This is a genomic window from Okeania sp. (assembly GCF_035285525.1).
In the GTDB taxonomy this organism is placed as follows: Bacteria; Cyanobacteriota; Cyanobacteriia; order Cyanobacteriales; family Microcoleaceae; genus Trichodesmium.
In genome coordinates this window covers 1-14,389 of the sequence record NZ_JAYKGW010000179.1, presented here as the reverse complement: position 1 = coordinate 14,389, position 14,389 = coordinate 1, and the positions used below count along the sequence as shown (strand labels likewise).

The 14,389-nt window shown below is 36.8% G+C and carries 12 protein-coding genes and 4 pseudogenes; 8 read left to right on the top strand and 8 right to left on the bottom strand.

Annotated elements, in window-relative coordinates:
* Nucleotides 1–201: 201 nt before the first annotated feature.
* The gene (locus tag VKJ25_RS17430; protein WP_324237907.1) at nt 202–777 is read right to left on the bottom strand and encodes a hypothetical protein; all 576 of its coding nucleotides are present in this window, start codon (nt 775–777) and stop codon (nt 202–204) included.
* A 303-nt stretch (nt 778–1,080) separates the two neighbouring features.
* On the opposite strand from VKJ25_RS17430, the gene VKJ25_RS17425 reads away from it, so the two are divergent.
* Nucleotides 1,081–1,809 (top strand): Uma2 family endonuclease, encoded by a 729-nt coding sequence (locus VKJ25_RS17425; RefSeq protein WP_324237906.1) that lies wholly within the window; start codon nt 1,081–1,083, stop codon nt 1,807–1,809.
* 101 nt (nt 1,810–1,910) lie between these two features.
* Here the strand turns inward: VKJ25_RS17425 and VKJ25_RS17420 are convergent, their stop codons facing one another.
* Nucleotides 1,911–2,930: a DMT family transporter gene (locus tag VKJ25_RS17420; protein ID WP_324237905.1), complete on the bottom strand. Its 1,020-nt coding sequence runs from the start codon at nt 2,928–2,930 to the stop codon at nt 1,911–1,913.
* A gap of 336 nt (nt 2,931–3,266) precedes the next feature.
* Here VKJ25_RS17420 and sppA point away from each other — a divergent pair, with 336 nt between their 5' ends.
* Both sppA and aroH read left to right on the top strand, forming a co-directional pair.
* Complete coding sequence (gene sppA / locus VKJ25_RS17415) at nt 3,267–4,085, top strand: signal peptide peptidase SppA (RefSeq protein WP_324237904.1); 819 nt, start codon at nt 3,267–3,269, stop codon at nt 4,083–4,085.
* 159 nt (nt 4,086–4,244) lie between these two features.
* Nucleotides 4,245–4,622 carry a chorismate mutase gene (aroH, locus tag VKJ25_RS17410; protein ID WP_324237903.1) on the top strand — a complete coding sequence of 126 codons (378 nt, stop codon included), beginning with the start codon at nt 4,245–4,247 and terminating at the stop codon, nt 4,620–4,622.
* Between the two features lie 193 nt (nt 4,623–4,815).
* Here the strand turns inward: aroH and VKJ25_RS17405 are convergent.
* From VKJ25_RS17405 to VKJ25_RS17390, 4 genes and pseudogenes are all read right to left on the bottom strand, one after another.
* Nucleotides 4,816–5,256 (bottom strand): annotated as a pseudogene (locus VKJ25_RS17405) (NADAR family protein).
* 581 nt (nt 5,257–5,837) lie between these two features.
* Nucleotides 5,838–7,532 (bottom strand): L-aspartate oxidase, encoded by a 1,695-nt coding sequence (gene nadB, locus VKJ25_RS17400; RefSeq protein WP_324237902.1) that lies wholly within the window; start codon nt 7,530–7,532, stop codon nt 5,838–5,840.
* Between the two features lie 752 nt (nt 7,533–8,284).
* The gene (locus VKJ25_RS17395) at nt 8,285–8,524 is read right to left on the bottom strand and encodes a NifU family protein (RefSeq protein WP_324237901.1); all 240 of its coding nucleotides are present in this window, start codon (nt 8,522–8,524) and stop codon (nt 8,285–8,287) included.
* A gap of 95 nt (nt 8,525–8,619) precedes the next feature.
* Nucleotides 8,620–9,267: a DUF3386 domain-containing protein gene (locus VKJ25_RS17390; RefSeq protein ID WP_324237900.1), complete on the bottom strand. Its 648-nt coding sequence runs from the start codon at nt 9,265–9,267 to the stop codon at nt 8,620–8,622.
* An 844-nt stretch (nt 9,268–10,111) separates the two neighbouring features.
* On the opposite strand from VKJ25_RS17390, the gene VKJ25_RS17385 reads away from it, so the two are divergent.
* From VKJ25_RS17385 to VKJ25_RS24890, 5 genes and pseudogenes are all read left to right on the top strand, one after another.
* Entirely contained in the window at nt 10,112–11,875 is a 1,764-nt protein-coding gene (locus VKJ25_RS17385; protein WP_324237899.1) for a pentapeptide repeat-containing protein, read from the top strand.
* A gap of 274 nt (nt 11,876–12,149) precedes the next feature.
* On the top strand, nt 12,150–12,506 hold the full coding sequence (locus VKJ25_RS17380; protein ID WP_324237898.1) for a Uma2 family endonuclease: 357 nt from the start codon (nt 12,150–12,152) through the stop codon (nt 12,504–12,506).
* Between the two features lie 263 nt (nt 12,507–12,769).
* Nucleotides 12,770–12,910: pseudogene (locus VKJ25_RS24690) on the top strand (transposase); the annotation flags it as partial.
* A pseudogene (locus tag VKJ25_RS24685) lies at nt 12,873–13,166 on the top strand (transposase); the annotation flags it as partial. The pseudogenes VKJ25_RS24690 and VKJ25_RS24685, both read left to right, overlap by 38 nt.
* Before the next feature lie 327 nt (nt 13,167–13,493).
* Nucleotides 13,494–13,538, top strand: a pseudogene (locus VKJ25_RS24890) (hypothetical protein); the annotation flags it as partial.
* 8 nt (nt 13,539–13,546) lie between these two features.
* Here the strand turns inward: VKJ25_RS24890 and VKJ25_RS17375 are convergent.
* Together VKJ25_RS17375 and VKJ25_RS17370 are read right to left on the bottom strand one after the other, a co-directional pair.
* The gene (locus tag VKJ25_RS17375) at nt 13,547–13,993 is read right to left on the bottom strand and encodes a hypothetical protein (protein ID WP_324237897.1); all 447 of its coding nucleotides are present in this window, start codon (nt 13,991–13,993) and stop codon (nt 13,547–13,549) included.
* Entirely contained in the window at nt 13,974–14,276 is a 303-nt protein-coding gene (locus VKJ25_RS17370) for a hypothetical protein (RefSeq protein WP_324237896.1), read from the bottom strand. Before VKJ25_RS17370 ends, VKJ25_RS17375 begins: the two co-directional genes overlap by 20 nt.
* Nucleotides 14,277–14,389: the final 113 nt, after the last annotated feature.

The following is a 14,389-nucleotide window of genomic DNA, read 5'->3' as shown; positions in this document are numbered from 1 at the left end:
AATCTTCGTTTTCTACACTTTTTTTGAAAATTCAGGTGCAAGTTTTTTTATTTGATTATCTAATGATTCCATAAACTCATCAACTTGGAATTCACTCCACTGATCGCCTTGTTTGATACTTATTATTACCCTTTCAGTAATTCAAAGTTTTCTTGTTCTTTCTTCTTCTAATTGTTTGATCAAAAGTTTCTTTATTATTTCTTATTCCAATTCTTGCAAAATAGGAATAATAGCTCTTTCAAGAGATTTTGTTAACTTGTTGCGTTCTGTAGGTTGTTCTTGATTATCTTCCGGCATATTGTAACAAATAACTCGTCTCATTCGCAGGTCAAATGGTAATTGTTCGGGATTACCAAAAGCAGTATTCATAACCATAATAATCTTTTCTTCTCCTAAAGTTTTCATTGCATATCCAAGCTCAATTAATACATTAGGATTTGGAATAGGACGAGAGTTTGCATTTTTATAGAAAAAATCAAGAAAACTCTCCGGTATTTTCTGAATAAATCTACGGTTTCCAGCATTTGATAAATTGGAATTAATAATCGAAACATCACACACGAAAATCTGAGCCTGGTCAATTTTATCAAAAATAGTCTGAACAATATCTGGCGAACCAGGTACATTTTGAGTATCCCGGTCTATAACTGGTTCCACTATAATAGAATTATCATTAATAATAGACTTGACAGCTTTCTTAAGAGCATCCCCAATAAATCCACGATTTGTCTTATTTGGTAAATCTGATTGCCAAGAATAAAAGATTTTGCCATCCATAATCTCTACAAAAAATACTATTTATAAAATCAACAATTTCTATTGTAATAGAAAAAAATAAGTCCTGTTTTCTATTATCCTAAATATTCTTTTTCTTTCCTGTTTGCTGAATAATGAATAATTAAATAATTCAGTTTCAAAATATCCCATAAAGGGGGAATTTTTATTTTTCATTTTAGTCAATCATTTCCCTAAAAGAGAGAGGTAATTATTAATTATCAATTATCCATTAATGAATGTTACCTAATATTATTAAATCCATGCTATTATAAATAATGAAAACACAATTGGAGGGGGCTAAAAATGATTACTACAGAAATTTCTCCCAAAACCGAGTTACTAACCAAAGTGATTCCCGACTGGGAACCACCGATGCCACCTACAGACTTAATCTTTGATGATGGAGAACTCTTGGAAAGCAAACGTCACCGTATTGCCATGAATCTTCTGATAGATTCTTTGTATCAACGTTGGTCAGCTCGCAAGGACTTTTTTGTTGGTGGTAATATGTTTATTTATTACAGTAGTATTCAAGCTAAAAATCGCGATTTCAAAGGTCCTGATTTCTTTGTGGTCTTGAATGTACAAGATGATACAGCTCGTCAAGGATGGGTAGTTTGGGAAGAAAATGGTCGTTATCCTGATGTGATAGTTGAACTCACATCTCCTTCAACTGCTAATGTAGATATTGGCAAGAAAAAGGATATTTACGAGCAAACCTTCCGTACTCCATATTATTTTATTTTCGATCCATTTGACTCGAAGTCATTACAGGGATGGGAACTGCAAAATAAGAAATATCAGAAGTTGCAGAAGAATGATAAGGGATGGTTGTGGTGCCAGGATTTAGAGTTATGGTTAGGTACTTGGGAAGGAACTATTATGCGAGAATCGGCAGTATGGTTACGATTTTATGACGAGGAAGGAAATTTGGTATTATTGCCAGGAGAAGTAGCTGAACAAGAAAAGCAACGTGCTGAACGTCTAGCTGCTAAACTTAAAGAATTAGGAATAGAACCTGATTCTATCTAATCTCCTTGCTTCGGAGTATTATCGGGATTTACGCAAAGAAACCCGGTTTCTCGAAGAAACCGGGTTTCTGGGTTTTTCTGCGAATACTACCAGATTTGATATCAGGGTAATAAACTAGGTTTTTGGGTTGGTTTGTCTAAGTTTTCTTCTTCTTGTTTAAAAATACTAAATTTAAACTTCTCAGCTAATACATCTCGTTGATTAATCAAATAAATACTCACTAAAGTTAAACCTACTCCCACTGACTGTAGTGAACTCAAAACTTCTCCTAAAAAGAAGTTGCCAAACAATAAAGCAAAAATTGGAGTTAGAAAAGTTAAAGCACTTAAACTCGTAAGATTACCCGAAGAAGCAAAATAAAAGAATAAACCGTAAGCGATCGCGCTGCCAAAAACAGCAGCATAACCCATAGCTACCCAACCATACTGATCGATATTAACCCACTGCTGAGACTCGAACTCTGCAGACATAATAAGTAATGGCACTCCACCTAAAATCATGTGCCAACCAGTTGCCATCACTGGGTCATTATATTTGCAAACCCAACGCACTAATACTGTTCCTACTGCCATAGATAGAGCTGCTAATAACATTAACCATTCTCCATTGTGAAACAGTACATCTATTCCCAAAGATACTTCTATTGTTTCTGGGTGCAGTAAATTTCCGAGCCATTCGTCAGGTAAACCTATTAAACTAATACCAATAATACCAATACCTAACCCTAACCAGCCCCAAAATCTAATTCTCTCTTGAAATAGCCACAATGATAAAATAGCCACTGCTAGAGGTTGGGAATCAATCATCACCGAACCCAAACCAGCACCTGTTCTGACTAACCCTTCAGCCAAAAAACCTTGAAACAAAGTACCATCTACTAAAGCAAATAATAAAATCCACAACCAAGCTAATTTACTTTTCGGTTGAGGTCTTCCCAAAATTATTCCTACCAGTATCAATAGTATTCCTGCGGGTAAGATACGCATTGCTGCCATAAATAATGGTGTCGTCTGAGGAATCACACCTTTCATTGCTACCATTGCAGTTCCCCAGAAAAAAAAGGGAGCAATGAGTAAAAGTGGTGCAAAAGGAAGTTTTGAATTAGTTAGTTTTAGTTCCATGAATTTACAGATTGGTATTTAGTCAATTAGTTAAAATATTATTAATAATTATAATAATTTAAAAAAAAATGTCTATAATTATTAATTTGCTAAATCATATAGTAAAATATAAAAATATTCATTAGTATTATTTTGATTGACAATTTAACTTGAATATGTTAACCCCTAAAAAAGTCTATTACTTTTGTCTTTCGTATTTTGACCAAAAAAGAAGGTCTCAACCCTGCTTTTTGTAAGGGGTACGAAAAAAAATAAAATTCAGTATTTCCAGCCTCTGGTTTCAGCGCTTGATACTGATAACTGATAACTGTTAACTGATAACTGAAATAAAACAGCATGATTTGGCCATTTAAGCCCCGATATCGTAAACAAATTGCCCGAATAGAAATTAATGGTGTCATTGCCAGCGATACCCGAAAACGAGTATTAGAAGCACTCAAAACGGTAGAAGAAAGAAAATTTCCAGCTTTATTACTGAGGATAGATAGTCCTGGGGGTACTGTAGCTGACTCTCAAGAAATATACAGTGCCTTGAAAAAACTGCAAGAGAAAGTCAAAATTGTCGCTAGTTTCGGTAATATTTCTGCTTCTGGTGGCGTTTATATTGGTATGGGTGCCCAAAATATTGTGTCCAACCCAGGGACGATTACTGGTAGTATTGGCGTAATTTTGCGAGGCAACAATATAGAGCGTCTTTTGGAAAAAGTAGGAGTTTCCTTTAAAGTAGTAAAATCTGGACCATACAAGGATATATTGGCCTTTGACCGAGAAATTACTGAGCCAGAAAGAGAAATTCTCCAGAGTTTAATAGATGTTAGTTATCAGCAGTTTGTCCAAACAGTGGCCGATGCCCGAAATTTAGCAGTAGAAACTGTCAAAAGTTTTGCAGATGGTCGTATCTTTACAGGAGAACAAGCATTACACTTAGGTGTGGTAGACCGTTTAGGTACTGAGGAAGATGCAAGAAAATGGGCTTGTGAACTGGTAAATTTAGATCCAGAGAAAACTGAGAGTTGTACTTTAGAAAAACCAAAATCTTTAATAAATAAAGTTTTGGGTAATAATCAGGTATCATCAAAATTATCGGCGGCCCAGAACTGGGTAGAATTTGAAATTTCTACCAGTGGTTTACCTTTGTGGCTGTATAAACCTTAATAAAGCGATCAGTGGTTAGCAATCAGCAATCAACAGAATTTTTTGGGGACATTGAGGAAAAGATTTCAATCTAGAACCACTAATACCTGATAGCTGATGGTTAAAAGCTGATAGTTAGTCAAACTTATAGTACAAAACTGTTATTGGGAGGATTTTGACGTGGCGTGGCGAGTTCAAGCAATTCGTGGAGCAATTACAGTCTCAGAAAATTCAGTAGAGGCAATTCGAGAGGCAGTCACGGAACTGCTAGATGAGCTAGAAGCTAAGAATCAAATCGAACCAGAGCAAATTATTAGTACAACTTTCTCTGTGACTCGTGACTTAGATGCGATTTTTCCAGCAGCGATCGCCCGCCAACGTCCTCACTGGGATCATGTACCTTTATTAGATGTGCAGCAAATGCACGTTGAGGGTAGTTTAGAACGTTGTATCAGATTTTTGATTCATGTAAATATGCCGGAAACTCACAGCCAAAAAATTGCGCATATCTATTTGCGAGGAGCGAAAAATCTGAGACCTGACTTGATAGCTAGATAGTCATTTCAGTGATCAGTGATCAGTTATCAGTTATCAGTTATCAGTAGAGAGTGAACCTCCGACTAAATTCGGAGGCTTGAAATACTGATTTATCGGGAACCGTGTTAAAATTTTTTCATCCCCGAACCAGGGGAGGCTTTATACCTCTTTTTTTTTGGTAAAAAGTAGCGCCAGAGGCTTTCAAGCTGAATTATTAATTATTCCTTAACGTATTTCGTACTTTCATTAAAATCTGCCCCAAACGATTTTTCCCACTTCCATCTTTACCACGTCCCCAATAATAATCTTGAAGAGCATTTTCTACTATCATTTCATCCCCTGTACTTAGAAGAATTTCGCCAATATCTTTATGGGTTTGGAATTTACGAAGTAAACCTCGCTCCATCACATCCTCTTTAATTTCCTCCCAGTCTGGGCGGAGGGGACGAATACGCTGTCGTCCCATTTTAGCAGCATCTGCGGGTGTTTTTGCCAATCTAATTTCTTCGAGATGCTGAGTTCCCACAAATTTTTGGGCTTGAAAATAATGCTCTGAAGTTGACTACCAGAGTCTATCAAGTTCAAAACCGTGGGGAGAAAAGTTGGAGAAACAACCATAAGGTTGTTCTGTTTGATGGTAAAAGTAAATAGTCATTTCAATTATTAGACATCTCCAGAAAAGAGGGAACAGGGAACGCTTAACTGGGAACACTTAACTGGGAAGAAGAATTGATAATTTATAGATAATAATTGATTTTACTTTTTATTTTTGGAGATGTCTATTAGTTATCAGTTATCAGTTATATCAAATCCGATAGTATCGGTAGAATTAAAGGCCGTAGGGGTTTAGTCTCTAAACCCTGTGCAGATTAGGCTTTTAGCTCTTTTGTGATGGTATGATTTTATTCTCCAATTTATCGGGAACCGTAGTCAGCGGATTTGATATTACAGCATATTTCATATTATGTTCGGTGGCATCAGTATTATAAAAGAAGGTAAGGAAGAAGTAGGGGCGTTTCATGTCGCGGAGCGCGCAACGGCCGTTTCCCCCTACAAAAGAAGGAAAAACCCTACATAGCGGTAGATATTTTCCTTATTTTTACACAAACGATACTAACGGATATGATATCAGACAAATGCAGAAGCTTGAACCCAGAAAGCCGGTACGAGGGTAGACGTTTATTGTTCAAAACAAGGATTTGTCCTAGAAACCCGGTTTCTTTGCGTAAGTCCCGATCAAAATATCTTTTTTGAGACTTCAGATTTAATATTGGTTGGTGACTTCCACAAGCGATCGCCTTGTACCAAAGTATGTACATCCCAATCATTAGAAGTTTTGGGATAATCATTACGATGATGACCACCTCTACTTTCAGTTCGCCATCCAGCACTTTTGAGAATTAAATAACCCAAATCTAAAAGATTCATTGTTTCCGCTGTTATCCGCAACTGCTCTTCTGCATTAGCAGAATTTAATTCAATCCTCTGGTTAGGTAAAACATTAGCTAAAAATTTGACTATCTCAAAACTTGCCAAATTATCTCGCCACCGATTAACTTGATATAGCGCTTGATTTAACATATCTCCATGACGAGAAATGCCTGCACTTTCCCACATTAAACTTGGCAACATTTTCCTAATTGCCTGTATCTCTTCCATCTCTCCATCCCAGTCATAGTCTACCTGAAAAACATCAGAATCAGGAGCAACCAAATTTGGTTCAATTTCAATCTGAGATAGTTGAGCCGCAAATACTAAACATTCTAACAAAGAATTACTAGCTAAACGGTTGGCTCCGTGAACCCCGGTACTTGCAGTTTCCCCAATCGCATAAAGTCCGCGAATTGAGGTTTGACTCATTAAGTCACAAGCTATTCCCCCCATCCAATAATGAGCAGCAGGAGCAACCGGAATAGGTTCTTGAAAAACATCAATACCCCATTTTTGACAGACATTGATAATATTAGGAAAGCGGTAACGAATACGTTCTGGAGCCAGTATTCGCAAATCCAGATAAACATGAGCATGAGTAGGATCGCTAGTAGTTTTGTGCAAGTGATAGAAAATAGCTCGACTGACAACATCTCTGGGAGCTAATTCTCCAGCAGGATGATACTCAAAGGCAAAACGGTTTCCCTTTTCGTCTATTAGGTGCGCTCCTTCTCCACGAACTGCTTCACTAATGAGAAAACGAGGCGCTCCTGGTTTGGTTAAAGCAGTGGGATGAAATTGGAAAAATTCTAAATCTCTGACAACAGCTCCTGCACGCCAAGCAATGGCAACCCCATCCCCAGTGCTAACTTCTGGGTTAGTAGTTTGGGCAAATATTTGACCGCCTCCACCTGTTGCCATAACTACTGCGGAGCATTTTAACCACTCAATTTTATTTCTATGGAGAAGACTAATTCCTTGAACTCGATTTTTTTGGGGAGCTAACCACAAATTTAATGCTACTGCTTGAGAAATTATGAGAATATTGGAACGTTCTAAAACTTTACTAACAAGTGTATCAATAATAGCTCGACCTGTGGTATCTGCGGAGTGAAGTACGCGGGAACGAGAGTGAGCAGCTTCCAGAGTCATTGCTAGTTTTTCTCCTTTGCGGTCGAAGGCAACTCCCATTTCTACTAGGTGAGCGATCGCTTCTGGAGCATTCTCCACCATAAATTTTACTGCTTCATGGTCACACAAACCTACTCCAGCTTTGAGAGTATCTTCTAGGTGTAATGTAGGGTTATCTGATGGGTCAATGGCAGCAGCAATACCTCCCTGAGCATAGTTACTTGAACCCATGTTTATGGTATTTTTAGTAACTAAGGCAATTTGGAGATGAGTAGGTAAACAAAGAGCAGCATAAAGTCCTGCTGCTCCGGAACCTACTACGATAACGTCAAAATGGGGAGAAATATTTGGAGATTTTAATCTTGGCATTTGAAAAAGTGTATTTTGATATAGAATAATTTTTTGTACAACATTATTTTTTGAACAGGTCTTTTGTCGGGTTGATTTAAGGGGTTTTTAATAGATACAGGACTTACGCAAAGGTACTATATATAGCGTATCGGTGCGTTAGTGTCAGCGTAACGGACCCTACTAATAGCGTTCATGGCTTTAGTCCAGAGATATTTATAACTAAAATGACAAGCAAACCCATCGACCGACCTTAGAATCAAGAGGGGACAAAAAAGAAGATTGCTCATTTAAGTACAGATTAGAAAGATTATAATTGCTTTATCAAAATTCGGCTACTTTTTTCATAGTTTGTTTCTAGCCAGGACTTACCCATGAACGCTATTAGTAGGGTGCTTTACCGTCATCGTCACGGACAGATACGCTATATATATATATATAGTGCCTTTCTGTAAGTCCTAATAGCTTCGGAAACTGCTGTATCTACATACGGCCAAATTTTCTGATAATCTATGAAATCATTCGTGATAAAAAACTGTAGGGTTTGGAAACCAAAACCCTACGCTCAAATCTTACAAGTTATTTAGGATTGTTATACATCTACAACATCTACACGAATAAGAATTTTCGACCCACATTTGAAAATAATTAGGACTAAAGCAATGAGGGACGAAAAACAGGGGTTTGAGATTGCTTCCTGTTGTCGTATCGGACGAAAATACGTTGCACTTGCGTAAGTCCTGATAATGTGAGTCGAAAAAAATATGCTTACATTACACAGCATTAACTTCAGCAATTTCAGGAATTTCTTCCCGGAGTTTGCGCTCAATACCCATTTTTAGAGTCATGGTAGAACTAGGACAAGAACTACAAGCTCCCTGTAATCTGAGATTAACTATTGGACCGTCAATGTCTACTAATTCAACGTTACCACCATCTGCTTGCAGATAGGGACGTAATTCATCTAATACAGTTTCAACATTTTCACTTGTAAGTGCTAGTGCTTTACTCATTTTTTTCTCCTGATTTTGTCGGATTTATTATAGATAATTGAAATCTGGTTTATCCTAACTAATTAAACAGAAAAATAAACCAAAATTTCTGATTTCTAGACAACTGCTGGTTCTAATAGTTTAATATTAGAAAAATTAAATTCAGTTGTTGTTTTTTCACCTTTTTCTGTAGAATTAACAACCTGCTTAGTCATTATATAGTAATTGCCAATTTTTTCATAAGAGTCCTCAAATTCCAGTTCCCTAATTACTTCATTAGTTTGAGGATTGCGGAAAATAGCATTATAGTGAGTAGCAATACAGCCTTCTGGTGTCTCCAAGGTTTTATGGGTATTAATCACGAAAGCCATCCGACCCATAACTCGACTAACTAGACAAATTTCTTTGCCTCTAATTTTGTAATTTGAACCCATGGCATCTCCTGCAACCAGAATTTCAACTGCACCTGTGTCATCGCTATTACCAAGGCTAAAGCTATTTTTACCATGGGATGCTTCAAATGATGAACGCTTGCGGTGAGTAACTACATCTCGTAGTTGAGTATAAACACTTTGTTGTACTTCTTCGTTTGGAATACCTGTAACTTCCACAGTTAAATCTGGCTTAATGGAAATTTGGCCATTATAGATTTCTGACCCTTGTTTTAGTTCGATATTAGCACTACAACCAGGAAAATTAGAGTCCCAAGTGTAGCGATGTTCGTAGGCAGCTTTAAATAAATCACGAGCATTTGGCTCAGTCATAATTAACCTCATTTTTGAGAAGTTTTATTCTCTTATAATAGCAGAAAATACTAAACATTTCCGATAATAAAAAGTCAGATAAATTATGCCATATAAATCGTTAATTATTTACCATATTTTCTACTGTGTAGGGAAGTTGCATATAAAGTCCCTACAGCGTATTTTCTAAATAAAAATTTAATATTAAAAGAAGTCTATAGCCATAAAAAATTATTGGTGAGAAAAAAAACTGTAGAAATTTGGTCTCTAAATCCAAGCGCTAAAGGATTTGGAAACCAAACCCCTATGCTCGAATAAGTAGTCGTGCAAAATTAATTTCCTATTTGAGAGAGGGAACAGGAAACAGGCAAGAGGTAAGGAATAATACCATTTCTCAAAAACTTTTCTACATTTGCTTGAGCAGGGTAGGGACGTTAGCATTTTTGTTATGCAACGTCCGTAGAAGAGTAAGGGAGTGAGGGAGAAGTAAACATAATAAAAATTAACATTAACTTAGCTGAAATTGGTAAAAAATGATTTTGTTTGTGCTAATTATTTGATAACTGAAGTATTCCTCAAGTATAGCAATAATACATGGAAATTGGTATCACAGAAAATTAACATAATGTGTAATCAATTTTGTGTAGGTGCTTATTACAACCGATTTAGGATTGCTATATATTTACTTCATAAATATCAAATTATGAATCCATGAAAAACCATAATACTTACTTTTATAATTATTAAAAATCAAGCTAAAAATTTGTAATTGCTACTCAATAAAAAATATGATATAATCACAACAATATAATTTTGGCACAAACACCCCATTAACAAGTATAAAAAATACGGCGGTACTATTAATATGAAACGAGAACTTTCTAATTACGGCTATGAAATTATTAGAGAAATGGAACCTCATCAACAGCAGGGAGAAGTTACATATCAGGGATTAGCTCTCAAACAAGACCAAGAAGTTTTCATCAAAGAATTTAGTTTTGCAGATGGTGAAGCAAATTGGGCAGGGTTTGAAGCTTATGAAAGGGAAGTAGAAATTCTCAAACAACTACAACATCCCCGTATTCCTAATTATATTGATGCTTTAGAAACTCCTGAAGGATTTTGTTTAATTACAGAATATAAAGAGGGAAAATCTTTAGCAGAAAAAAGAAATTTTACCCCAGAACAAATTAAACAAATTACTATTTCAATTTTAGAGATTTTAGTTTATTTACAGAAAAATAAACCGCCAATTATTCATGGCAATATTAAACCAGAAAATATATTAGTTAATACTTACTCCCACACTGATAAATTTCCGACTGCATATTTAATAAATTTTGGTTGTGCGCGTATAGGAATAGAAGAAAATTTAAGTGATGGTTTCAGTGGTACATCTGGATTTATGCCACCAGAACAAGAATTGAATGGTTCTGTCACTATTAATTCTGATTTATACAGTTTAGGTGTAACCATAATTTGCTTACTTACAGGTACTCCCAGTACAAATGTCAGAAAATTATTTGACCGCAACCACCGCTTGAACCTCAAAAAAATAATGCCACAACTGAGTACCCTATTTACCATGTGGTTAGAGAAAATGATATCTCCCAATTCTAAAGATCGCTTTGCAAGTGCAGCAGCAGCTTTAGCTGCACTCAAACCAATACCAGTTTTTAGTGATGCTCCTAACTTTAAAAATGTAGCAATGGCAATGCAACCTGTTAAAGCATCTGCTATAGTTGGAGTTGCTAGTATTGCTGCTCTTGCTCTGTTGGCGACAAGTTTAACAATTGTCCGGCAGCAACGATATCAAACAAATTTCCAGAGAACACCAAGATTTCACCCAGAAAAAACTATTCAAAGAACTTCTAGCAAAAACTCAATTGCCAAATTGCAAGAAACTTCAGAATGTCAAGGTTGTCATCTCCGTGGGGCAAATTTAGCAGGAATTAAACTTGAAGATGCTTATTTGCGAGATGCAAATTTATTCAGAGCTAATTTAAGGGGTGCTGAACTGAAAGGAGCAAGATTACAAAATGCTAACCTCGCTCACGCAGAATTACCAGGAGCAAATTTGAGCAATGCTAAACTGCAGGAAGCAAATTTAAACAACGCTAAATTACAAGGTACAAATTTGACTAATTCTAATTTAGCAAATGCTCAACTGCAAAAAGCTTCTCTGAGTGGAGCAAGTTTATTTAGAGCTGTCTTAGAAAGTGCTAACCTACAGGAAGCTAATTTATCTGGTGCAAATTTGTCTCAGGCAAATTTGGTTGGCACTAATTTTTATAATGCTAATTTTCGTGATGCTAAACTTACTGGAGCTAAGTTGAAGGGAGCTGATTTAAGAAAAGCTAATTTAAGTGCTGCAAATATGAATAATGTTAGTCTGCGGGGTGCTGATCTTAGGGAGGCAATCTTAAAAGATGCTAGTCTTAGGAGAGTAGATTTAGTAGGAGCAAATTTAGCGGGTGCTAGGTTACTGCATGTAGATCTTGAAAAAGCTAATTTGCAGGGAGCTAATTTGCAGGGAGCTAATTTACTGGGAGCAAAACTGACAAAAGCTAATTTGGAAGGCGCTAATTTAGAAGGTGCAATTATGCCAGATGGTAGTTTGAATGAATAAATTGCTATAGCAATTCTATTTGATTCCTCTACAAAATCTTATTGCTTTTAGGGAACAGGGAATAGGGCGAAATACAGGTTTTTGGCAAAGGGCACAGGAGTCAACCCACCCCTAACCCCTCTGATGAGGGGAAGTTGAGAATATAGAATAGGGAAAAAGGTAGAAAAATATGCAAGTTCAAACAAAAAATAAAATATATACTCCTTAAGAATATTTTTTATTAGAGGAAACTCCTGAATATAAGCATGAATATAGAAATGGATAAATTATTTTAATGACAGATGCAACTACTCATTATAACGAAATAGGAGCTAATTTTTATGCTTATTTAAAGTTAGCTTTAAAAGGCAAAAGTTATCGTGTATTTATCGGTGATGTACGTTTGTGGATACCCGATCATAATTTATATACTTACCCCGATTTAATGATAATTGAAAGTGAACCATCTTATTATCAAAATCGCAAGGATACAGTTACTAATCCCTCAATAATTGCGGAAGTATTATCAAAATCAACAACAAATTATGACCGTGGTGAAAAGTTTAAATTTGATCGCTCAATTCCTGATTTTAAAGAGTATATTTTGATTGACCAATATCAATTTTATATTGAACAATATGTTAAGAGCTGATTTATAAAGAAAATCTAAAGAAAGTTGGGTAACAAGTGAATATGGTGTTATTCTTTGCTATAGTTAATCCATTCTATAACTAATGAGTCATCTACCTGCGATCGCTAATCCTCACCGTCAACCATACCCAAATGATATGAGTGACTTATGAATGAGAAATAGTCAAGCCCCTAGTACCCTTACCCAAGGGGTTTGGTCATTGGATAGAGGTAGATTTCCGAGAAATTTTCAACGCCATATTCTATGTCTAACGGACTGGATGTCAGTGGGAAATGATGCCTCATGATCTACCAACTTACAGCACTGTATACAGATATTTCAAAAAATGGCACAAAAGTGGTTTTTGGCAGCAGATGCGCATAGGAAATACGCCAAAAATTAAGAACAGAAACAGAATTAGATAGGGATAAAGATTCAACGGTTGCCATTGCTGATTCCCAGTCAGTGAAGACAACAGAAAAAAGGGGGAGGTATACGGCGCGCGATGGTGGCAAGAAAGTTAAAGACCGTAAGCGTCACATTGTCGTAAATTCCCAAGGATTATTAATTGGTGTTTTCGTAACGGAAGCGAATGCCTCAGAACGATTAGGAGCAGTGGTAGCACTCAATGAAGCCAGGGATAAACTGTCGAAATTAGAAGTGCTTTGGGTAGATCAGGGTTATTCTGGTAAGAATGAGTGCGAGTGCAGTTCAGGCAGTTTGTGGCGTTTGCGGAGCGTTGCGTCAGCAGTATCGCGTGAGGGTAGAAGTAATCAAGAGAACTACCCAAAATGCATAAGCAGTTACCTAAGAGATGGATTGTTGAGCGGACTTTTGGTTGTTTGAATAGATTTTGACGTTTAAGGTCATATTATGAGGTGTATTCAGATGTAAGTGAAGCCATGATTTATGGCTCTTTAATCCACCTTATGGTGAGGCGACTAGCTAACTTAATATTTCCTTTATAAATCAGCTCTTAATGAAGCTGGTCTGTACATTGCTTCCCTAATGAATGCAATCTTAATTGGCGCTGATTTGACAGAGACAGATTGGGAAAATGCTCATTTTGAAGGGGCAAACCTAAAAGGAGAATTTTCGCGCTTAGTATTATGACTAGGATCGTAATTTCCAGGATTCCTGTTTCGGTCTTCTTGAGGAACTAGATGACCCCTAATATAGGTAGAATTGCTGGTTTTTCCATTAACAACTTCTTTAATGATTCGCCCTGTTTTCTGTTTTCGATCATATTCATCGCCCTCAAATCTTATATAATCATCGTTTAACACCTGATAAAAATCTTCAGGCAAAGTTCGATCTTCCCTCAAATCGCGAGATTTTACCTCTTCAAACCTTAAGGAATGCCGACCATCGCTACTAATAGCTAATCTGTTCAACCCACTCAAACTCTCTAACTCTATAGTCTGCACCACCTGATGATATGTACTCGAAAACGAGTCGATATCCAACACATAAACTAGGGGTTGATTTTCATCTATAAGCATATTCATCCCTCAACCCCAGAGCAATATCTATTGGTCGCGCCCCACCATGCCAAGGAATGGGGTCGGTAACATCGGGGGTATCCGGTACCACCTGTGACAACACCATCGTGTCTACCACAGCGACCCCACCACTAAACTTCAACGGTACATAAACTCGACTATTATCCCTAGTTATCGCCAACGACTCTGGGCGATCCGTTACTCCATCAAACCCCACAGGAATCTTAGCCAAGGCTAAATCTTCGCTGCTAGTATTGTTAACCACAACTTCAGGGTTGCTAGCATCCACTACCGATAGACTATCCGCTCCTGCTCAAGCCGTAAATACATATTCCGCCTCATTTTCTAACCGTAAGACATTGCTCTCAAATTCAATAGGTTCGTAAACAGGTTCAGTTCCAT

What these genes read in the sequence shown, in the direction of transcription:
- sppA (WP_324237904.1), top strand. Translation starts at nt 3,267, where the DNA reads ATGATTTGGCCATTTAAGCCCCGATATCGTAAACAAATTGCCCGAATA.
- VKJ25_RS17420 (WP_324237905.1), bottom strand. Translation starts at nt 2,930, where the DNA reads ATGGAACTAAAACTAACTAATTCAAAACTTCCTTTTGCACCACTTTTA.
- VKJ25_RS17395 (WP_324237901.1), bottom strand. Translation starts at nt 8,524, where the DNA reads ATGAGTAAAGCACTAGCACTTACAAGTGAAAATGTTGAAACTGTATTA.
- VKJ25_RS17390 (WP_324237900.1), bottom strand. Translation starts at nt 9,267, where the DNA reads ATGACTGAGCCAAATGCTCGTGATTTATTTAAAGCTGCCTACGAACAT.
- nadB (WP_324237902.1), bottom strand. Translation starts at nt 7,532, where the DNA reads ATGCCAAGATTAAAATCTCCAAATATTTCTCCCCATTTTGACGTTATC.
- VKJ25_RS17375 (WP_324237897.1), bottom strand. Translation starts at nt 13,993, where the DNA reads ATGAATATGCTTATAGATGAAAATCAACCCCTAGTTTATGTGTTGGAT.
- VKJ25_RS17430 (WP_324237907.1), bottom strand. Translation starts at nt 777, where the DNA reads ATGGATGGCAAAATCTTTTATTCTTGGCAATCAGATTTACCAAATAAG.
- VKJ25_RS17385 (WP_324237899.1), top strand. Translation starts at nt 10,112, where the DNA reads ATGAAACGAGAACTTTCTAATTACGGCTATGAAATTATTAGAGAAATG.
- VKJ25_RS17425 (WP_324237906.1), top strand. Translation starts at nt 1,081, where the DNA reads ATGATTACTACAGAAATTTCTCCCAAAACCGAGTTACTAACCAAAGTG.
- VKJ25_RS17380 (WP_324237898.1), top strand. Translation starts at nt 12,150, where the DNA reads ATGACAGATGCAACTACTCATTATAACGAAATAGGAGCTAATTTTTAT.